The following is a 21,112-nucleotide window of genomic DNA, read 5'->3' as shown; positions in this document are numbered from 1 at the left end:
TGGATTGACTGTGCGCCATCGCGAGCAGGCTCGCTCCCACATAAGTTGTGCCCGACTCCTGTCACGAAATTGTTCATCTCCCACGCCACGGTTGCGCAATGACCCCTCTGGCCTAAGCTTCAAGGCAGGCAGGCGCGGTATTGGGCGACTGTCGCGGAACAATCGCCGCCATGCGCAATCAGTACAGCGTAGATATCAAAAGGAGAGGCGCATGCTCATTCGGTCGTTGACCTTCGCTACCTTGTTGGCCATTGCAGGTCCCTTGTTCGCCGCGGATGGCGACTCACCCTTGGCCGCGGACAAGGGCAAATCCCGCCCCTTGATTGTCATCGCGCCGAGCACCGTTGATCCTGCATGGGTCAGCCTGAAAAAAGCATTGGAGGAACCGGCCGGCAAACAGGGTTTTTCCGAGCGCAACCTGGTGCTTTACACCGTGCTCAACACGATGGGGCAGCGCGATGGCAAAGACCTGGACCCGCAAAGCACCATGGCGCTGATCCGGTCACTCAGGTTGGGGGCCGGTGCCCAGACCAAGATCATCCTGGTGGGCAAGGACGGAGAAAAGAAGCTTGAGCACTCGGGAGCGATTGAGCTGAAGGACATCTTCGACACCGTCGATAAACTGCCCCCAGCAGAAAAGGAAGCGGCGGCGCCAGCCCCGACTCCCGCGCCTGAAGCTGCGCCGGCCCAGGAAGGCAAGGGTGCCAAGGCAGGCAAGACGGGCAAACCGGTGACTGCGCCAAAGCCGCTGGAGGATTGATCGGGCAGGCGATGAGCTCCCTTTGTGGCGAGGGAGCAAGCTTCCTCGCCACAGTAATTTGCGTAGCCTATTGTTTCTCCAGCGCCGTCAGGATCTTGTGCGCGGCCTTCACCCGTTCCTCGATCGGGTAGTTTTTGTTTGCCAGCATCACAATCCCCATATCCTTTCCAGGAACGAACGCCGCATAGGCACCAAAGCCACCGGTCGAGCCAGTCTTGTTGATCCAGCTGTCGGCCGGCGCAGGCAGGGGTGGGTTGAGCGGCTCCACTTTTTGTGGCATCAGGGCCATCTGCGGTGCATTGCCGGCCAATAGCGCGTCAAGCGTGACGGGGTAGGGGTAGAACTCCCAACCCAACCCCTGGGTCATGCCATTGGCCTTGTAGAACCCGGTATGCGTCGTAGCGATGGCCTGTCGCAGATCGGCGTCCAGCTTTTCAGGCCGCAGGTTAGCCTCGATGAAGCGGATCAGGTCCGATGAACTGGTTTTCACGCCATAGGCCTCGGCGTCCAGCGCTCCCGGTCCGACCCGCACTGGCTTGCCGTCCTTCGCGTAGCCTTGGGCGTAACGGCTCAATTGATCCTTGGGCACCCGTACATAACTGTGCTTGAGGCCTAATCCCGGCATCAGTGTCTGTTCCATCACCTCATCGAACGGTCGTTCCAGGCTGCGGGCCACCAGGTAGCCGAACAGGCCGATGCTCGGGTTTGAATAGAGCCGCTGGGTACCGGCCGGATAGAGTGGTTTCCAGGTCTTGTAGTAACTGAACATCCGGTCCGGATGGTCCGCTTCGCCAGGAAACTGCAACGGCAGGCCACCCGGCGTGTAGGTGGCAAGGTTGAGCAGGCTGATGCCTTGCAGGGCGCTGCCGCTCAGCTCGGGGGCGAAGCGACCGGCCGGGTCCGACAGCGACAGCTTGCCTTGGGCCTGGGCGTAGGCACCGAGGGTGGCGGTGAAGGTCTTGCTGACCGAGCCGATTTCGAACAGCGTCTGGTCGGTCACCGCCCGCTTCGTGTCCTTGGAGGCCACCCCGTAATTGAAGTAATGACGTTCACCATTGTGAGTGATTGCCACGGCCATGCCGGCGATGTCCTGTTGTTTCATCAAGGGCTGGATCACGGCATTGACGGTGTCTTCAACGCGCTCCTGGGCAAAGCCCGTTGTTGTGCCGCAGGCGATGAAAAAAGCGCCCGTAAGTATCGATTTGGCAATGTGCATGTCTGACCGTTCTCCATGAGTCCTGAGGGTGCCAGCCGCTCTGCCAGCAGCTTTGGGGGCACCCAATCTAGGGAGTTTTCCGATGTCCGGCAATCGGGATCCTTGCAGTTCGAACCGGGTTCCGAGTCATCTGACCGGGTTGCAAGAGACTTCCTACGAAAATCTTTAGCGTCCTGGCCTTCGACAGCCCATGGCAAACCACACAAACCACTGGTCGCCGGGTAAACTTGCGCTCTTTCTAAAGGAGTCCACATGAGCTACTACCAGCCCGGCATTCTCGCCACCCCTGTTCCGCCTCAGGCCCGTCACTTGTTTTTTGCCCTGGAATCGGTCGAGGCGCTGCCGGCTGCGATCGATAAGCTTTTGTTGCAAGTCGATGATCGAGTAGTGATCGGCCTGGGCGAGTCGCTGGTCCAGGCGCTGGGTGCGCAGGTCGAAGGCCTGCGGGCGTTTCCGGCGCTGGCCGGCGTGGGCGTGGACAACCCTTCGACCCAGCACGCGCTGTGGTGCTGGCTACACGGCGAAGACCGGGGCGAGCTGCTGCACCGCAGCCGTGCCATCGAGGCCGCTCTGGCCCCGGCGTTGCGCCTGGTGCAGATGAACGAAACCTTCCGTCACATGACTGGCCATGACCTGACCGGTTATGAAGACGGCACTGAGAACCCTCACGATGAAGCGGCCATCGCCGCTGCCCTGGCTCAAGGTGTCGATGGAGTGCGCGGTGGCAGTTTTGCGGCGATCCAGCAGTGGCAACACGATCTGGATGGTTTCGCCGCCATGCAACCCCATGAGCGCGACAACATCATGGGCCGGCGCCTGAGCGACAACGAGGAAATCGACGATGCCCCGGAGTCGGCCCACGTCAAACGCACCGCCCAGGAAAGCTTCGCCCCGGAAGCCTTCGTCGTACGCCGTTCCATGCCGTGGATTGAAGGGGATCGCGCAGGCCTGATGTTCCTGGCGTTCGGTTTCTCCCTCGACGCTTTCGAGGCTCAACTGCGGCGCATGAGCGGCCTGGAGGACGGTATCACCGACGGCCTGTATCGCATGAGCCGGCCGATCACGGGGGGCTACTACTGGTGCCCGCCGTTGCTGGATGGACGTCTGGATCTGCGGGCTTTGGCTCGCTGAGCCAAGCGCAAGCACAACGGCTTGTGCAAAAGCGCAGCGTGAACGCTATTCTTGGGCCGGACGTCTATCCGTGCAATGGGGAGAGCAAACGTGGATAAAGTCATCGTCATCACCGGTGGCGGCCGCGGGATCGGGGCGGCTACGGCGCTGTTGGCTGCCGACCTGGGCTATCGGATCTGCATCAATTACCAGTCTGATGAAGGCGCCGCGCAGGATGTACTCGGACAGGTCCGGGCCAAGGGCGCCCAGGCGATTGCCGTGCGGGCGGATGTCAGCATCGAAGACGAAGTGGTCGCGCTGTTCGACCGTGTGGATGCTGAGTTGGGTCGCGTCACCGCTTTGGTGAACAACGCCGGCACGGTCGCCCACAAGTCCCGACTCGACGAAATGTCCGAGTTCCGCATTCTCAAGATCATGAAGACCAATGTGCTGGGGCCAATCCTCTGCGCCAAGCACGCGGTGCTGCGCATGTCGCCCAGGCATGGCGGGCAAGGTGGCAGTATTGTGAACGTCTCCTCGGTGGCCGCCCGCCTGGGCGCGCCGGGCGAGTATGTCGACTACGCGGCCTCCAAAGGCGCGCTGGACACGTTCACCATTGGCCTGTCCAAGGAAGTCGCTGGAGAAGGTATCCGCGTCAATGCGGTTCGCCCAGGTTATATCTACACCGATTTTCATGCCCTCAGCGGCGACCCGGACCGGGTCAGCAAGCTGGAGTCGGCAATCCCCATGGCCCGTGGCGGCCGTCCCGATGAAGTGGCTGAAGCGATTATCTGGTTGCTGTCGGACAAGGCTTCGTATGCGACCGGGACGTTTGTGGATTTGGGGGGCGGGCGCTGAGCTTTGAAATATCAGTTGTCTGTTCTGCCGCCATCGCGAGCAGGCTCGCTCCCACAGTGGGTTTGCGGCGAGACGAATCTCTCAGCTACACAGCAGATCTCATGTGGGAGCGAGCCTGCTCGCGATGGGGCAATAACAGACAACCCCATATCAAAACGACCGAATAATCCGTCCCAACGTTTCCATGGCCTTCTCCGACACTTCGGTCCACGGGCTGCCGTAGTTCAAACGGATGCAATTGCCGAAACGCCGGGTCGGTGAAAAGATCGGCCCAGGAGCGATGCTGATGCCTTGGGCCAAGGCCATCTGGAACAGTTTCAGCGAGTCCATCTGCTCCGGCAGTTCCAGCCACAGGAAATACCCGCCCGCCGGCTGGCTGACGCGGGTCTGTGCGGGGAAGTAGCGGGCGATGGCGGCGAGCATGGCGCTTTGCTGTTCTTCCAGGGCGTAGCGCAGTTTGCGCAGATGACGATCATAACCACCGTGTTGCAGGTAATCGGCGATGGCCGCCTGGGCCGGCATCGAGGCGCACAGTGACGTCATGAGTTTGAGCCGTTCGATCTTCTGTGCGTAACGCCCGGCGGCGACCCAGCCGATGCGATAGCCCGGCGCCAGGCTCTTGGCGAACGAACCGCAATGCATCACCAGCCCTTCGGTGTCGAACGCCTTGGCCGGCTTAGGTGCCTGCTGGCCGTAATAGAGTTCTGCATACACGTCGTCCTCGATCAGCGGCACCTGATGACGGCGTAGCAACTCCACCAACGCCTGTTTTCTTTCCTCGGGCATGGTCGCGCCCATGGGGTTCTGGAAACTGGTCATGCACCAGCATGCTTTGATCGGGTGGCGCTCCAGCGTCTGCTCCAATACATCCAGATCGATGCCGTCGCGTGGGTGCACCGGAATTTCCACTGCCTTGAGCTTGAGCCGCTCCAGCACTTGCAGGCTGGCGTAGAACGCCGGGGCCTCGATGGCCACCAGGTCGCCGGGCTCGGTGACGGCTTGCAGGCACAGGTTCAAGGCTTCCAGGGCGCCATTGGTGACCAGCAGTTCTTCCATGGGCAGCATCAGCCCGCCGACCATGTAGCGCAGGGCGATCTGTCGGCGCAATTGCGGATTGCCCGGCGACATGTCCGTGACCACCATTCGGGGGTCCATATCCCGCGTTGCGCTGGACAGCGAGCGGGACAGTCGTTGCAGGGGAAACAGGGTCGGGCTGGGGAACGCCGAGCCGAACGGTACGGTGGCTGGATCCTTGATCGAGTCCAGCACCGAAAACACCAGCTCGCTGACGTCGACTTCGGTGCTGTCGTGCACCTGGGTGCTGATCACCGGCTCGGCGAACGGATTCGGTGCATGGGCGTTGACGAAGTAGCCGGAGCGCGGACGAGCCCGGATCAGGCCACGACGCTCCAGCAGGTAGTAGGCCTGGAACACCGTGGACGGGCTGACGCCGTAGGTCTGGCTGGCATAACGCACCGATGGCACACGCTGCCCTGGGCCCAGCACGCCGGAGCGGATCAGCTCAGCGATGTCGTCGGCGAATTTCTCGTAGCGTTTCATAGCAGGCCCGCTCTTGAACAATTCAGGGGGTAACGCACGGCTGGCGCAGTTACCTGTGGGAGCGAGCCTGCTCGCGATGGGGCCGGTACATTCAATGTTGATATTGTTTGACCGTCCGCCATCGCGAGCAGGCTCGCTCCCACAAAGGTTCGGCATCTTAAGCCTCAACGATTTATCGGCGCCACAAAGCGGCTCGTGGCCTCACTGAAAGTCCCAGGCTCGTCACTGTCGGCCACCTTGAAGACCATTTCCCGGGAGCCGCTACGGGGCCGTTCGCTGAGCATTGCCACCGACACCGGTACGTCGAGGATTTCCCCCGGCGCCAGGCTCAGTTGCGTTTTGCCCTGCAGGACAAAACCTTCGGCGTCCGCCAGGGACAGCTGATAATCCTGGCGCTGCTGGGTCTTGTTGATGATTTTCAGGCTGTAGATGTTCTCGATCTGGCCCAGGCTGTTTTCGCGGAACAGCCCACGGTCCTTGGTCACGTCCAGCGACACCATGGGGCGTTCTGCCAGCGCCACGGCCAAGGCCCCGATCATCACCAGCAGCACGGCGGTATAGCCAATCAACCGCGGTCGCAGCAGGCGAGTCCGGCCACCTTGCAACTGATGTTCAGAGGTGTACTTGATCAGGCCACGGGCATAACCCATCTTGTCCATGATCGAATCGCAGGCATCGATGCAGGCGGCGCACCCGATGCACTCCATTTGCAGGCCGTCGCGAATGTCGATGCCGGTGGGACAGACCTGCACGCACATCTGGCAATCGATGCAATCGCCCAAACCCACATTGGCCGGGTTCACTTCGCGCTTGCGCGGGCCCCGGATTTCGCCACGTGCGGTGTCATAGGAAATGGTCAGGGTGTCCTTATCGAACATCACGCTCTGAAATCGTGCATAGGGGCACATGTGCATGCACACCGCTTCACGCAGCCAGCCGGCGTTGAGGTAGGTGGCGCCGGTAAAGAACAGCACCCAGAACAGACTGACACCGGCCATTTGCAGGGTCAGAAGTTCTTCGGCCAGCGGGCGGATCGGCGTGAAATAACCGACAAAGGTCAAGCCGGTGAGCAGGCTGATTGCCAGCCACAACGTATGTTTGGCTGAGCGACGCAGCAGCTTGTTCAAGGTCCAGGGCGCCGCCTGCAGCTTGATCCGCTGGTGCCGTTCGCCTTCGGTGATTTTCTCGCACCACATGAAAATCCAGGTCCAGGAACTCTGCGGGCAGGTGTAGCCGCACCACACCCGACCGGCAAATACGGTGATCGCGAACAGGCCGAAGGCGGCGATGATCAGCAGTGCCGACAGCAGGATGAAATCCTGGGGCCAGAAGGTCGCGCCAAAAATGTGGAATTTGCTTTCGGCGAGGTCCCAGAGCACCGCCTGGCGGTCGCCCCAGTTCAGCCATACAGTGCCGAAAAACAGCAGAAACAGAAGCCCTGCACCGCTGATGCGCAAGGTGCGGAATAAGCCGGTGAAGCTGCGGGTGTGGATCAGGTTATCGGTGGTCCGGGCCTTTATCTTCGTCGGCGCGGGTTCGAAGTGCTGTATCAACTGGACGGGGATTCTTTCGCTCATGGTCGGTCGCTCCTCAGCCTGTAACTGGCCGGCGCACTATGACCATCGAACTGTTTTCATAACAGACTCAGGTATCACGATAAAAACCGGATCAGATGCCGTGAGGCCCTGGCCCTGCGACACTTTGATGCATCCAGATCAGGCGAACAGATCTCGTTGGCGAAGACCGCAGTGGGAGCAAGGCTTGCTCCCACGCAGCCTCTTTGCACAGAGGACGATTTTCTTCAATCAAAGGGACAAAGGGATTCAGATCACCGAATCGCTATCAGTCGCCTTGAGGTTCTCACGCCCATCGACCGCCCCGGCCACGGTCAGGGCATCGGCTTGCGCCTCGGTGATGTACACCCGGCCACCGTTGAGATCCACCGCCGACATGGCTTTTTCCGCATCAGTGATAACGGTCAACTCGCTGGCGGGTCGCTGTTCGTTGAACTCTTCGGTGTCGAAGGTGCAGATGTGGTTTCTATCGATATTGAAACTCATGGTTAGGTTTCCTTCTGGATGTCCTGAACGTTAGGCGTCGGCCCGCAGCCGCGGTTCGTTGCGTCTGATCAGCGGTCGAGCGCACCTCTGGCCTGGCTTGCGGTCCATCGTTTATCGACCGGAAAGAGGACCGTTCATGGACGCCTGGTGGCATGAAGTCTGGATAACCCTGCAATCGGAATTCGCCGATATCACCGATGCGCAGCAGATGACGCGGGTAACCGTACGCCTGCTGATGGCTGCGTTGTTGGGCGGCATCCTGGGTTTTGAGCGTGAACACAAGGGCAAGGCCGCCGGGGTCCGGACCCATATGCTGGTGGCCTTGGGGGCGGCGCTGTTTGTGCTGGTGCCGCAGATGTCCGGCTCCGAGGCTGACGCCATGAGCCGTGTGGTGCAGGGTGTTATCGCCGGCATCGGTTTCCTGGGCGCGGGCACTATCCTCAAGGGCAACGATAGTGACGAAAGCCACGTAAAAGGCCTGACCACTGCCGCCGGCCTGTGGATGACCGCCGCCATCGGCGTCGCCGCCGGGCTGGGGCGCGAGTCCACGGCAGTGCTCAGTACGGTATTGGCGCTGGCGATCTTCAGCGTAATGCCACTGATTGTCCGGGCGCTGGAGAAGGAGGAAAAGCCGTGACCGCGATCTCCAGCCAGAACACATAATCCTGTGTGGGAGCGAGCAAGCCCGCTCCCACAGGTTTTATCCACTAGGCTGTTGGTTCAAACCCGCTCCGGCGCCTCGCTCGGCGGGTCGCCCAGAGGAGGCTGGGGATCAAGCGGCGGGTCTTTTTCCGGGATCGGTTCCGGCTCGGGGCCGGGTGGCGGCAGGGTGGGGTCGTCAATGTTGGGGTCGGGTGTTTCAGCCGGGATGGGAATATTCATCAGGACGGGTCTCCGTGACGCACATGGCTTGAGTCGTGCTTAACCTTGTTGACCACCCTGCGCCTGGTTTGATCCCGCTGCCATCGGGGCAAATCACTCTGAACTTTTAACCGTCGGTTCGGTTCGGAGTTTAAGTGAGTTTTTTCAGGGATCCATCCTTTCAAGGACTACTGGGCCTTTACCGCCACAACGTCCATGGGGCGTAAAAGGAGCGATGCTCGATGACTGCTGAACAACACCCGACTGACCTGTCGTACAACCCGCATTTGCCATTGTCCCAGGCCCTGTTACTGCCGCGTATCGCCATTGAAAGCACCATGCCGGTCATCGAAGGCGGGCAATTCGCCGCCAAGGCCGTGGCCGGGCAGGACGTGACGGTGACCAGCAAAGTCTTCGCCGACGGTCATGACAAATTGGCCGTGCATATCCTTTGGCGGGAGCTGAAGGATGAGTCGTGGAACAGCGCGGTCATGACCGAGCTGGGCAATAACGGCTGGCTAGGCCAGTTCAATGTGCCCGAGCAGGGCTTCTATGTGTTCCGCATCGAGGCCTGGATCGACCAGTTCGCCAGTTTCCGCTACGAGCTGGAGAAAAAATTCGCGGCCGGCGTGCCCATCAGCCTGGAATTGCAGGAAGGACGCAATCAGGTGCAGATGGCGGCCGAGCGCAGCGAAGGTGAGCTGAGGGAGCAATTGACCGCGTTGCACCATGAGCTTTCCGGCCTGTTGCCAGCTGAGCAGGTGGCATTGTTCCTGGCACCCCGCAGTGCCGGTCTCATGTCCCAGGCCGATCATCGCCCCTATTTGAGTATCAGCCCGCAATACCCTCTGGACGTCGAACGCAAGTTGGCCGAGTTCGCCAGTTGGTACGAGCTTTTTCCCCGCTCGATCACCGATGATCCCAAGCGTCATGGCACCTTCAATGACGTGCATTCGCGTCTGGCGGTGATCCAGGACATGGGGTTCGATGTGCTGTACTTCCCGCCGATCCACCCCATCGGTCGCAGCTTTCGCAAGGGCCCGAACAACTCCCTCACCGCCGGTCCCGACGATCCGGGCAGCCCTTATGCCATCGGGAGCGAGGAGGGCGGTCACGAAGCGATTCACCCGCAGTTGGGCTCGCGCGAGGATTTTCGGCGTCTGGTGGCCGCGGCGGCCGACCATGGCCTGGAGATCGCGTTGGACTTTGCTATCCAGTGTTCCCAGGACCACCCGTGGCTCAAGCAGCATCCGGGCTGGTTCAGCTGGCGGCCGGACGGCACGATCAAATATGCGGAAAACCCGCCGAAGAAATACCAGGACATCGTCAACGTCGATTTCTACGCCGCGGATGCGATTCCCAGCCTGTGGCTGGAGCTGCGGGACGTGGTAGTGGGGTGGGTCAATGAAGGCGTGAAGATCTTCCGTGTCGACAATCCCCACACCAAGCCGTTGCCGTTCTGGCAGTGGTTGATTGCCGATGTGCGGGCCCAGCACCCTGAAGTGATGTTCCTCGCCGAAGCCTTCACCACGCCGGCCATGATGGCGCGCCTGGGCAAGGTCGGTTATTCCCAGAGCTACACCTATTTCACCTGGCGCAATACCAAGACCGAACTGGCGACGTATTTCACCGAGCTCAACGAATCTCCGTTACGCGAGTGCTACCGGCCGAACTTTTTCGTCAACACGCCGGACATCAACCCGGCGTTTCTCCATGAGTCGGGGCGCGCCGGGTTTCTGATCCGCGCGGCCCTGGCGACCATGGGCTCGGGCCTGTGGGGCATGTACTCGGGGTTTGAATTGTGCGAATCGGCGCCAGTGCCGGGCAAGGAGGAATACCTCGACTCGGAGAAGTATGAGATCCGCCCCCGGGACTTCACCGCGCCGGGCAACATCATTGCCGAAATCGCCCAGCTCAACCGCATCCGCCGGCAAAACCCGGCGCTGCATACGCACTTGGGCCTGACGATCTACAACGCCTGGAACGACAACATCCTGTACTTCGGCAAACGCACCGCCGATGGCAGCAATTTCATTCTGGTGGCAGTGAGTCTCGACCCGCATACCCCGCAGGAAGCCAATTTCGAGTTGCCGCTGTGGGAGATGGGGCTGCCGGACGATGCCCAGACCCAGGGCGAGGATTTGATGAGCGGGCATCGTTGGACGTGGTATGGCAAGTACCAGTTCATGCGTATCGACCCGGCCTACCAACCGTTCGGGATATGGCGGATCAGCGTGGCGTAAGGCTGTGGGAGCAAGGCTTGCCCGCGATGAAGTTGACGCGCTCTTCAGGGGAATCGAGGCGCCTGCATCGCGAGCAAGCTTTGCTCCCACAAAGTGAGGATAAATCTCCTCACCACAAAAAGGCCCCACGACACAAAAAGACCTCACAAGCCTGTTTCAGCGGCTTTACAGAATTTCTCAGGAGTTGCAAATGGCGAAGAAACCCCGGTCTGCCACCTTTATCAAAGACCCGCTCTGGTACAAGGACGCGGTGATTTATCAGGTCCACGTCAAATCCTATTTCGATTCCAATAACGACGGGATCGGTGACTTTCCCGGATTGATCGAAAAGCTCGACTACATCGCCGATCTGGGCGTCAACACGATCTGGCTGCTGCCGTTCTATCCTTCGCCCAGGCGCGATGATGGCTACGACATCGCCGAGTACCGAGGTGTCAGCCCCGACTACGGCACCATGGCCGATGCGCGGCGTTTCATCGCCGAAGCCCACAAGCGTAATCTGCGGGTGATCACCGAGCTGGTCATCAACCACACCTCCGACCAGCATCCATGGTTCCAGCGCGCGCGCAAAGCCAAGCCGGGTTCGAAGGCGCGGGATTTCTACGTCTGGTCCGACGACGACCACAAGTACGATGGCACGCGGATCATTTTCCTCGACACCGAGAAATCCAACTGGACTTGGGATCCGGTAGCCGGCCAATACTTCTGGCACCGTTTCTATTCCCACCAGCCGGACCTCAACTTCGATAACCCCCAAGTGATCAAAGCCGTACTGTCGGTGATGCGCTACTGGCTGGACATGGGCATCGACGGCCTGCGCCTGGACGCGATCCCGTACCTGATCGAGCGCGACGGCACCAACAACGAGAACCTGCCCGAGACCCACGACGTCCTCAAGCAGATCCGTGCCGAGATCGATGCCAATTACCCCGACCGTATGCTGTTGGCCGAGGCCAACCAGTGGCCGGAAGACACCCAGCTGTATTTCGGCGATGTCGACGCCCAGGGTTTGAACGGTGACGAATGCCACATGGCATTCCACTTCCCGCTGATGCCGCGCATGTACATGGCGCTGGCCCAGGAAGACCGCTTCCCCATCACCGACATTCTCCGCCAGACCCCGGAAATTCCGGCCAATTGCCAGTGGGCGATTTTCCTGCGCAACCACGATGAGTTGACCCTGGAGATGGTCACCGACAAGGAGCGCGACTACCTGTGGAATTACTACGCGGCCGACCGTCGGGCGCGGATCAACCTGGGGATTCGTCGACGTCTGGCGCCGCTGATGGAGCGCGACCGCCGCCGTGTCGAGTTGCTCAACAGCCTGCTGCTGTCGATGCCCGGCACGCCGACCTTGTACTACGGCGATGAAATCGGCATGGGCGACAACATCTACCTGGGCGACCGCGACGGCGTGCGCACGCCGATGCAGTGGTCGATCGACCGCAACGGCGGTTTCTCCCGCGCCGACCCGGCCAGCCTGGTACTGCCGCCGATCATGGACCCGCAATACGGTTACCAGTCGGTCAACGTCGAGACCCAGGCCGGCGATCCTCATTCATTGCTGAACTGGACCCGGCGGATGCTGGCGGTGCGCAAGCAGTCCAAGGCCTTTGGTCGTGGCACGCTGAAGATGCTCTCGCCAAGCAACCGCCGGATCCTGGCTTATACCCGCGAATACACCGGCCCCGATGGCAAGCACGAAATCATCCTGTGCGTGGCCAACGTGTCTCGTAGCGCCCAGGCCGCCGAACTGGACCTGTCGGCCTATGCCGGGATGGTCCCGGTGGAAATGCTGGGGGGCAATGCCTTCCCGCCCATCGGCCAACTGAATTTCCTGCTGACCCTGCCGCCGTACGGCTTCTACTGGTTTGCCCTGGCAACAGAAAACCAGATGCCGAGCTGGCATGTGGAGCCGGCCCAGAGCTTGCCGGACTTCACCACCCTGGTGCTGAAGAAACGCCTGGAAGAACTGCTTGAAGCACCGTCGCGCACCACGCTGGAGCAAACCATCCTGCCGAGCTGGCTGCAGAACCGTCGCTGGTTTGCCGGCAAAGACAGCGCGATCGAGAAGGTCAATATTGTCTATGGCGTGCGTTTCGGCGATCCGCAGCACCCGGTGCTGCTCAGCGAAATCGACGTCACCAGCGCTGGCCAGACACTGCGTTACCAACTGCCCTTCGGTCTGCTGGCCGAAGACCAGGTGGGCGCGGCGTTGCCGCAGCAATTGGCGCTGTCTCGGGTTCGCCGGGTCCGTCAGGTCGGTTTGATCACCGATGCGTTCAGCCTGGAAAGTTTCGTGCGGGCGGTTCTGCAAAGCATGCAGGCCAATACGGTGCTGCCTTGCAGCGAAGGCGAGCTGCGGTTTGAACCCACCGAAGGCCTGGCCCCATTGAACCTGGGAGACGAGCCGGAGGTGCGTTACCTGTCCGCCGAGCAGTCCAACAGTTCGGTGGTGGTGGGCGGCAGTCTGGTGCTCAAACTGATCCGCAAAGTGGCGTCGGGCGTACACCCGGAGCTGGAAATGAGTGCCTACCTGACAGCCGCAGGTTTCAGCAATATTTCGCCGCTGCTCGGTTCGGTGATTCGCCGTGACACCGAGGGCGAAGATGCGCTGCTGATGATCGCCCAAGGCTACCTGAGCAATCAAGGCGACGCCTGGGAATGGACCCAGAACAACCTCGAACGCGCCCTGCGTGATGAGCTGGCCGATGCCGTGTCCGAGCAGGAACAGCACTACAACGCCTTGGGCGAACTCAAGGACTTCGCCGGCATGCTCGGCCAGCGCCTGGGGGAAATGCACGAGGTACTGGCTCAGGCCACCGATAACCCGGACTTCGCGCCCCAGGCCACCAACGCCAAGGAGGCCCAGGCCATCGGCAAGGATGTGGCCGCGCAGGTTGAGAACGCCTTGCGCCTGCTCAAGCAGAACCAGGGCCAATTGAACCCGGCGGACCAGGCCTTGGTCGCCCGCTTGCTGGAACACAAGAAGACCGTTCTGGCGCACATCCAGGAACTGGCCGGCAAGGCTGTCGGTGGCTTGCGCATCCGCGTCCACGGCGACCTGCACCTGGGGCAGGTACTGGTGATCAAGGGCGACGCCTACCTGATCGACTTCGAGGGCGAGCCGGCACGACCACTGCATGAGCGCCGCGGCAAGCACAGCCCGTACAAGGACGTCAGCGGCGTGCTGCGCTCCTTCGATTACGCAGCCGCCATGGCGATTCACCTGAACACCGTTGACAGCACCGCCGACGCCGACGCGGCGCGGCAACGGGTGGCTGATCGTTATTTGAAAGAGGCCCGTCAGGCATTTGTTGAGGCATATCGGCTGGCGGCAGCTAGTCTTGCCCATGAGTGGAAGGATGCTGAAGGCGAAGACGCCGCACTGGCGTTGTTCGGCCTGGAGAAGGCGGCCTATGAAGTGGCCTATGAAGCCGAGAATCGCCCCGCCTGGCTGCCCGTGCCATTGCACGGTCTGTACGGGTTATTGAGCGGGCTGAAACCCTTTTCCGACATAGCCGGACCGATTTAGTGGAGAGAATCATGAGTGTCTCGAACAAAGAAGCACAGGGGCAGGCCAAAGAGTCGTTGCTGCCGTCCCCCCATGACATCGACGCGCTGGTGCGCGCAGAACATCAGGACCCGTTTTCCATCCTTGGTCCCCACGGCGATGGTGCCGGCGGACAGTTCATCCGGGCGTACCTGCCCGGCGCCTTGAGCGTGCAAGTGTTGGCCCGCGAAGGCGACGAAGTCCTGGGCGATTTGCAGCTCAGCGAAACCCCGGGTCTGTTCGTCGGCCATTTCGACCGCGCCCAGCCCTACCTGTTGCGCACCCGCTGGGCCGGCGGTGAGCAGGTGGCCGAAGACCCCTACAGCTTCGGGCCACTGCTGGGGGAAATGGACCTATATCTGTTTGCCGAAGGCAATCATCGCGACCTCAGTTCCTGTCTGGGGGCGCAGTTGACCACTGTCGATGGCGTCGACGGCGTGCGCTTTGCCGTATGGGCACCGAATGCGCGACGAGTCTCGGTGGTGGGCGATTTCAACGTCTGGGACGGTCGCCGGCATCCAATGCGCATCCGTTATCCGTCCGGGGTATGGGAGTTGTTCATCCCGCGGCTTGGCGCGGGCGAGGGTTATAAATATGAAATCCTCGGCGCCCACGGCATTTTGCCGCTCAAGGCTGACCCGGTGGCGCTGGCCACTCAAATGCCGCCGGATACCGCTTCCAAGGTCGCCGCGCCGCTGAAAATCGAGTGGCAGGATGGGCAATGGATGCAAGATCGTCGCGAGCGGCAGTTGCCTGGCGCACCGCTGTCGATCTACGAATTGCACGCCGGCTCCTGGCAGTGCGAAATCGACGAGGCGGGAGAAGTTGCCCGGCAATACACCTGGCACGAAATGGCCGAACGGCTGATTCCGTACGTCAAGGACCTGGGGTTCACCCACATCGAGCTGATGCCGATCATGGAGCATCCGTTCGGGGGTTCCTGGGGTTACCAGCCGCTTTCACAGTTTGCCCCGACGGCGCGTTTCGGCTCGCCGGACGATTTCGCGGCGTTCGTCAATGCCTGTCACCAGGCCGACATCGGCGTGATTCTCGATTGGGTGCCGGCGCATTTCCCCACCGATACCCACGGTCTGGCCCAGTTCGACGGCACCGCGCTGTACGAATACGGCAACCCGCTGGAAGGCTTTCACCAGGATTGGGACACCCTGATCTACAACCTGGGGCGCACCGAAGTCCATGGTTTCATGCTCGCTTCGGCGCTGCATTGGTTAAAGCATTTCCACATCGACGGCCTGCGTGTGGATGCCGTCGCCTCGATGTTGTATCGCGACTATTCACGCAAGGCCGGCGAATGGGTGCCCAATCGCCACGGTGGACGGGAGAACCTGGAAGCCATCGACTTCCTGCGGCACCTCAATGACGTGGTGGCGCTGGAAACCCCCGGTGCGTTGGTTATCGCCGAGGAGTCCACCGCCTGGCCCGGCGTCAGTCAGAGCACGCAACAGGGCGGCCTGGGTTTCGCCTATAAGTGGAACATGGGCTGGATGCACGATTCGCTGCATTACATCCAGCAGGACCCGGTGTACCGCGCTCACCATCACAACGAACTGAGTTTCGGCCTGATGTACGCATGGTCCGAGCGCTTTGTCCTGCCGATTTCCCATGACGAAGTGGTGCATGGCAAACGCTCGCTGATCGACAAGATGCCGGGCGATCGCTGGCAGAAATTCGCCAACTTGCGCGCCTACCTGAGTTTCATGTGGGGCCATCCCGGCAAGAAGCTTCTGTTCATGGGCTGCGAGTTCGGCCAATGGCGCGAGTGGAACCACGACCAGCAACTGGACTGGTACCTGTTGCAATACCCGGAGCACCGTGGGGTGCAGAAGCTGGTGAGCGACCTGAACCGTCTCTATCGCGAAGAGCCGGCGCTGCACGATCAGGACGACGCGCCCCAGGGGTTCCAGTGGCTGATTGGTGATGATGCGGTGAACAGCGTCTACGCCTGGTTGCGCTGGAGCAAGGAAGGCCGACCGGTGTTGGTGGTTGCCAACTTCACGCCTGTGCCGCGCGCGGCATACCGCATCGGCGTGCCGTTTGCCGGGCGCTGGGTGGAATTGCTCAACAGTGACGCCGACACCTATGCCGGTTCCAACTACGGCAACAGCGGCGGTGCCTTCACCGAAGAAGTGCCCAGCCATGGCCAGGCGCTGTCGCTGGAACTCAACTTGCCGCCATTGGCGGTGTTGATTCTGCGGCCGGAGGGTTAGGAGCAGGTCCTATCATGCCCTAACCCTGTGGGAGCGAGCCTGCTCGCGATGCGGTTGCGATGTTGGATGTGCCGCCTTCATCGCGAGCAGGCTCGCTCCCACCTGGATAGGTGCTCGGCCAGAAGGTTCGTTCAGCGCACCAGGCACGGCTGCTTGTTGTTGAACGTCCAGCCCGGAATCAGATACTGCATTGCGACCGCATCATTACGTGCGCCAAGCCCCATCCCTTTGTACAGTTCATGAGCCTTGGCCAATTGGTCGGTGTCCAGCTCGATCCCCAGTCCCGGTTTTTTTGGCACCTGTACGCAGCCACCCTGGATCTGCAACGGAGCCTTGGTCAGCCGCTGCCCATCCTGCCAGATCCAGTGCGTGTCGATCGCCGTGATGTCACCCGGTGCGGCCGCCGCTACATGGGTGAACATCGCCAGGGAAATGTCGAAGTGGTTGTTGGAGTGCGAGCCCCAGGTCAGACCCCATTCGTTGCACATCTGCGCCACTCGAACCGAACCTTGCATGGTCCAGAAGTGTGGGTCGGCCAGGGGAATGTCCACCGACTGCAAGGTGATGGCATGGCCCATTTCGCGCCAATCGGTGGCGATCATGTTAGTGGCGGTTTTAAGACCGGTGGCGCGGCGGAACTCGGCCATCACCTCACGGCCCGAATAACCGTTCTCGGCACCGCAAGGATCTTCGGCGTATGCCAGGACCTTGTGCTGGTCCCGGCAGAGGCGGATGGCCTCCTTGAGTGACCAGGCGCCGTTCGGGTCCAGGGTGATACGTGCCTGAGGGAAGCGTTCGGCCAGGGCGGTGACGGCTTCGATTTCTTCGTCGCCCTTGAGCACGCCGCCCTTGAGCTTGAAGTCCTGGAAGCCGTAACGCGAATGAGCGGCTTCGGCCAGGCGCACCACGGCGTCGGCGTCCAGGGCTTTTTCGTGGCGTACGCGGAACCAGTCGTTGTCGGCGTCCGGCTCGCTGCGGTAGGGCAGGTCAGTTTGCTGGCGATCACCCACATAAAACAGATAACCGAGCATTTTCACTTCATCACGCTGCTGGCCTTCGCCGAGCAGGGCGGCTACCGGTACATCCAGGTGCTGGCCCAGCAGGTCCAGCAACGCCGCTTCCAGGCCGGTGACCGCGTGAATGGTGATGCGCAGGTCGAACGTCTGCAAGCCACGACCACCGGCATCCCGGTCGGCGAAGGCTTGGCGTACGGTGTTGAGAATCTTCTGATAGGTGCCGATGGGGCTGCCGACCACCAGCGAGCGGGCGTCTTCGAGGGTCTGGCGAATGCGCTCGCCGCCGGGCACTTCGCCCACGCCGGTGTGGCCGGCGTTGTCTTTGAGAATGACGATGTTGCGGGTAAAGAACGGGCCATGGGCGCCACTGAGATTCAGCAGCATGCCGTCATGACCGGCCACCGGCACGACCTGCATGCTGGTGATGATGGGGGCTTTGGTGGCTTCTTGGGTCTGCATGTTTTTCCCACTCGTTGTTTTTATGCGGGGCATCGCAGGAAGGCGATGTTGATAGACATCATACAACTTGATTTTTTTATCTTACAAGGGAGGCTGGTCGGTTTTTTGGATGGTTTGCCTTAAAAAACTCGGAAACACCTTTATTTGCTGGATTTTTTAGCAAGGAAAAGAAACATGGGGAAGATCAGTTTAGCGCTGGCGGAACCGTTCGATGACTGAGATGATTGCACTTGTCATACAAGCTAAGGGGCGTGGAGTTTTTACCTCACGACCCGCCTGCTCCGTTTCGAGGACCCACGGCCCATGCACCCAGACATCGAGGCAACGCCGCGCAAACGCACCCACAACCTGGCCCATGACCTGGTGGCGAAGCTGAGCCAGAGCATTTTGCTGGGGCAGTTGAAACCGGGGGAAAAACTGCCGTCGGAAGGTGCCATTGTGCAGGCCCATGGTGTCAGCCGCACGGTAGTGCGCGAGGCGATATCCAAACTGCAGGCCTCGGGGCTGGTGGAAACTCGCCACGGCATCGGCACCTTTGTGCTGGAGCAGACCGGTGAGCCGGGCCTGAGGCTCAATGTCGACACCGCCGCAGGTGTGCGGGGGATTCTGGAGCTGCGCCTGGGCCTGGAAACTCAGGCAGCGGCCCTGGCGGCCTTACGGCGCAACGAACGCCAACTGCAGCAGATGCGCCAGGCCCTGGATGATTACCAGCGGTTGCTCAGCAATAACGACAGTTGCGTCGACGCCGACCGGCGCTTTCATTTGCTCATCGCTGAAGCCACGGACAACACCTGTTTTGTCGAAATCATGCAGCACCTGGGCAGTGCGATGATTCCCCGAACCCGGGTGAACGTGGTCGAACGCGGTCAAGCGGACCTGGGGAAACTGGCGCAGTTGGCTAATTTGGAGCACGAGGCCATTTTCAATGCCATCAAACGCCAGGACCCGGACGCCGCCCGCGCCGCCATGTGGCTGCACCTGACCAACAGTCGCGACCGGTTTGGCGCGGGGGCCTGAAGGCTCATCGTCGCCTGACCCACCGCCATCGCGAGCAGGCTCGCTCCCACAGTGGATCGGTGGTGTGCTTCGATTTTGTGTTTAAAACCCAATCCCCCTGTGGGAGCGGTGGTTGACGCCAATCTTGCAACCGCCCGAGATCCCTGTGGGAGCGAGCCTGCTCGCGATGAGGCCGGCAGATCATGCTCAAAACCAGCAGGCAAAAAAAACCGGCGCAACCCAGGTTGCGCCGGTTGTGTTGCCAGTGGATGGGCGGATGTTCGTGGGTCCGCTCAACCACTGTTGAACCCTTTGCCGGTTACGCTCGTTCCAGCGCCAAGGCCACGCCTTGACCACCGCCGATGCACAGCGTGGCGAGGCCTTTCTTGGCATCGCGCTTGATCATTTCATGGAGCAGCGACACCAGCACTCGGCAACCCGAGGCACCGATCGGGTGGCCCAGGGCGATGGCGCCGCCATTGACGTTGACCTTCTCCATGTCCCATTTCAGCTCTCTGGCCACGGCCAGTGACTGGGCGGCGAAGGCTTCGTTGGCTTCGATCAGGTCCAGTTGGTCCAAAGACCAGCCGGCCTTGTCCAGGCAGCGGCGGGTAGCCGACACCGGGCCGATGCCCATGATTGCCGGGTCTACCCCCGCATTGGCATAGGCGCTGATTTTCGCCAGTACCGGCAAGCCCAATGCCTTGGCTTTTTCCGCGCTCATCAGCAGCACGGCGGCGGCGCCATCGTTCAGCGACGAGGCATTGCCGGCGGTAACGCTGCCGTCCTTCTTGAACGCCGGCTTGAGCTTGCCCAGGGATTCAGCGGTGGTGCCGGCCCGGGGTTGTTCGTCGGTGGCGAAGGCCACAGGATCGCCTTTGCGCTGGGGAATCAGGATCGGCGTGATCTCATCGGCAAACCGGCCACCTTCAATCGCCGCCACGGCCTTCTGCTGGGAAGCGGCGGCAAAGGCGTCCTGCTCCTCGCGGCTGATCTCGTACTTGTCCACCAGGTTTTCGGCGGTGATGCCCATGTGGTAATCGTTGAACGCATCCCACAGACCATCGGTAATCATGCTATCGATCATCTGCGCATGGCCCATGCGCAGGCCAGTGCGGGCAGCCGGCAGTACGTACGGAGCCAGGCTCATGTTTTCCATGCCGCCGGCAATGATCACCTCCGCATCGCCACAGCGGATCGCCTGGGCACCCAGGTGCAAGGCCTTGAGCCCCGAGCCGCAGACCTTGTTCAGGGTCAGCGCCGGCACCGCGTGGGGTAGGCCGGCGAGGATCGACGCCTGGCGCGCCGGATTTTGTCCGGAACCTGCGGTCAGCACTTGGCCAAGAATCACTTCATCGACCTGCTCGCCGGACAAACCGGTCTGTTCCAGCAACCGACGAATCACCGCGGCACCGAGTTGCGGTGCGGGAATGGAGGCCAGCGAGCCCTGGAAACTGCCAATGGCGGTACGGGTGGCGGCGACAATCACGACTTCTTGCATCGAATCTCTCCTCACTGGGCAGCGAACTGCATTTCAGGCACGTGGTCCGGCACGATCAGTTTGCCGGCAGTCTTGGCGACGATTTCCTCGACGCTGACGCCTGGGGCACGTTCTTTGAGAATGAAGGCGCCGTCCTGGATTTCCAGGTAGGCCAGGTCAGTCAGCACGCGCTTGATGCAACCGGCACCGGTCAGCGGCAGGCTGCACCGGGGCAGCAGTTTCGACTCACCGTCCTTGGACGCGTGAGTCATGGTGACGATGATGTTCTCGGCACCGGCCACCAGGTCCATCGCGCCGCCCATGCCCTTGACCAGCTTGCCAGGGATCATCCACGAGGCAATGTTACCTTCCACGTCTACCTCGAAGGCGCCCAGCACGGTCAGGTCGATGTGCCCGCCACGGATCATGGCAAAGGATTCGGCCGAAGAGAAGATCGAGGCACCGATGCGCGCGGTGACGGTCTGCTTGCCGGCGTTGATCATGTCGGCATCGACCTCGGCTTCGGTAGGGAACGCGCCCATGCCGAGCAGGCCGTTTTCCGACTGCAGCATGACTTCCATGCCTTCGGGGATGTAGTTGGCGACCAGGGTCGGAATGCCGATGCCCAGGTTCACGTAGTAGCCGTCCTGCATTTCGCGGGCGACGCGTTGAGCCATTTGTTCGCGGGAAAGTGCCATGTTGTTATTCCTTC

16 protein-coding genes are annotated in these 21,112 nt (G+C 61.2%); 8 read left to right on the top strand and 8 right to left on the bottom strand.

Annotated features, from left to right (window positions below; all coding sequences use genetic code 11):
• The first annotated feature begins 211 nt into the window (after positions 1-211).
• The gene (locus QOM08_RS18175) at positions 212-760 is read left to right on the top strand and encodes a DUF4174 domain-containing protein (RefSeq protein ID WP_076384005.1); all 549 of its coding nucleotides are present in this window, start codon (positions 212-214) and stop codon (positions 758-760) included.
• A 67-nt stretch (positions 761-827) separates the two neighbouring features.
• On the opposite strand, the gene ampC is transcribed toward QOM08_RS18175, so the two are convergent.
• Positions 828-1,976: a class C beta-lactamase gene (gene ampC, locus QOM08_RS18170; protein ID WP_316911944.1), complete on the bottom strand. Its 1,149-nt coding sequence runs from the start codon at positions 1,974-1,976 to the stop codon at positions 828-830.
• Positions 1,977-2,228: 252 nt separating this feature from the next.
• On the opposite strand from ampC, the gene QOM08_RS18165 reads away from it, so the two are divergent.
• Positions 2,229-3,107, top strand: a complete 879-nt coding sequence (locus QOM08_RS18165; RefSeq protein ID WP_139049627.1) for a Dyp-type peroxidase — start codon at positions 2,229-2,231, stop codon at positions 3,105-3,107.
• Positions 3,108-3,197: 90 nt separating this feature from the next.
• A complete protein-coding gene (locus QOM08_RS18160) occupies positions 3,198-3,944 on the top strand; it encodes an SDR family oxidoreductase (RefSeq protein ID WP_076384007.1) in 747 nt (248 codons plus the stop codon).
• A 150-nt stretch (positions 3,945-4,094) separates the two neighbouring features.
• Here QOM08_RS18160 and mapR read toward each other — a convergent pair whose 3' ends face one another.
• The 3 genes from mapR to QOM08_RS18145 form a co-directional block, all read right to left on the bottom strand.
• Positions 4,095-5,504, bottom strand: coding sequence for a GntR family transcriptional regulator MpaR (mapR, locus tag QOM08_RS18155; protein WP_076384008.1), 1,410 nt, complete (start codon positions 5,502-5,504; stop codon positions 4,095-4,097).
• Positions 5,505-5,668: 164 nt separating this feature from the next.
• A complete protein-coding gene (ccoG, locus tag QOM08_RS18150) occupies positions 5,669-7,081 on the bottom strand; it encodes a cytochrome c oxidase accessory protein CcoG (protein WP_047227770.1) in 1,413 nt (470 codons plus the stop codon).
• A gap of 246 nt (positions 7,082-7,327) precedes the next feature.
• Positions 7,328-7,564: a DUF3203 family protein gene (locus QOM08_RS18145; RefSeq protein ID WP_316911943.1), complete on the bottom strand. Its 237-nt coding sequence runs from the start codon at positions 7,562-7,564 to the stop codon at positions 7,328-7,330.
• A 136-nt stretch (positions 7,565-7,700) separates the two neighbouring features.
• Here QOM08_RS18145 and QOM08_RS18140 point away from each other — a divergent pair, with 136 nt between their 5' ends.
• Positions 7,701-8,201 carry an MgtC/SapB family protein gene (locus QOM08_RS18140; protein ID WP_076384010.1) on the top strand — a complete coding sequence of 167 codons (501 nt, stop codon included), beginning with the start codon at positions 7,701-7,703 and terminating at the stop codon, positions 8,199-8,201.
• 83 nt (positions 8,202-8,284) lie between these two features.
• On the opposite strand, the gene QOM08_RS18135 is transcribed toward QOM08_RS18140, so the two are convergent.
• On the bottom strand, positions 8,285-8,446 hold the full coding sequence (locus tag QOM08_RS18135; protein WP_172833790.1) for a hypothetical protein: 162 nt from the start codon (positions 8,444-8,446) through the stop codon (positions 8,285-8,287).
• Between the two features lie 221 nt (positions 8,447-8,667).
• On the opposite strand from QOM08_RS18135, the gene QOM08_RS18130 reads away from it, so the two are divergent.
• The 3 genes from QOM08_RS18130 to glgB all read left to right on the top strand — a co-directional run bounded on the left by QOM08_RS18130 (position 8,668) and on the right by glgB (position 16,449).
• Positions 8,668-10,668: an alpha-1,4-glucan--maltose-1-phosphate maltosyltransferase gene (locus QOM08_RS18130; RefSeq protein ID WP_316911942.1), complete on the top strand. Its 2,001-nt coding sequence runs from the start codon at positions 8,668-8,670 to the stop codon at positions 10,666-10,668.
• 190 nt (positions 10,669-10,858) lie between these two features.
• On the top strand, positions 10,859-14,203 hold the full coding sequence (gene treS, locus QOM08_RS18125; protein ID WP_076384012.1) for a maltose alpha-D-glucosyltransferase: 3,345 nt from the start codon (positions 10,859-10,861) through the stop codon (positions 14,201-14,203).
• Positions 14,204-14,214: 11 nt separating this feature from the next.
• Positions 14,215-16,449 (top strand): 1,4-alpha-glucan branching protein GlgB, encoded by a 2,235-nt coding sequence (glgB, locus tag QOM08_RS18120; protein ID WP_316911941.1) that lies wholly within the window; start codon positions 14,215-14,217, stop codon positions 16,447-16,449.
• A gap of 131 nt (positions 16,450-16,580) precedes the next feature.
• Here the strand turns inward: glgB and gudD are convergent, their stop codons facing one another.
• The gene (gudD, locus tag QOM08_RS18115) at positions 16,581-17,924 is read right to left on the bottom strand and encodes a glucarate dehydratase (RefSeq protein ID WP_139049631.1); all 1,344 of its coding nucleotides are present in this window, start codon (positions 17,922-17,924) and stop codon (positions 16,581-16,583) included.
• Between the two features lie 303 nt (positions 17,925-18,227).
• On the opposite strand from gudD, the gene QOM08_RS18110 reads away from it, so the two are divergent.
• Positions 18,228-18,941 carry a FadR/GntR family transcriptional regulator gene (locus QOM08_RS18110; RefSeq protein WP_047227777.1) on the top strand — a complete coding sequence of 238 codons (714 nt, stop codon included), beginning with the start codon at positions 18,228-18,230 and terminating at the stop codon, positions 18,939-18,941.
• A gap of 298 nt (positions 18,942-19,239) precedes the next feature.
• Here QOM08_RS18110 and QOM08_RS18105 read toward each other — a convergent pair whose 3' ends face one another.
• Together QOM08_RS18105 and QOM08_RS18100 are read right to left on the bottom strand one after the other, a co-directional pair.
• Entirely contained in the window at positions 19,240-20,421 is a 1,182-nt protein-coding gene (locus QOM08_RS18105; RefSeq protein WP_047227778.1) for an acetyl-CoA C-acetyltransferase, read from the bottom strand.
• 11 nt (positions 20,422-20,432) lie between these two features.
• Positions 20,433-21,098, bottom strand: coding sequence for a CoA transferase subunit B (locus QOM08_RS18100; protein WP_003180355.1), 666 nt, complete (start codon positions 21,096-21,098; stop codon positions 20,433-20,435).
• Positions 21,099-21,112: the final 14 nt, after the last annotated feature.

Source organism: Pseudomonas sp. P105, assembly GCF_032614175.1.
Lineage (GTDB): Bacteria > Pseudomonadota > Gammaproteobacteria > Pseudomonadales > Pseudomonadaceae > Aquipseudomonas > Aquipseudomonas rhizophila.
The sequence above is the reverse complement of the archived record's forward strand: the minus strand, read 5'-3'. Positions and strand labels throughout refer to the sequence as shown.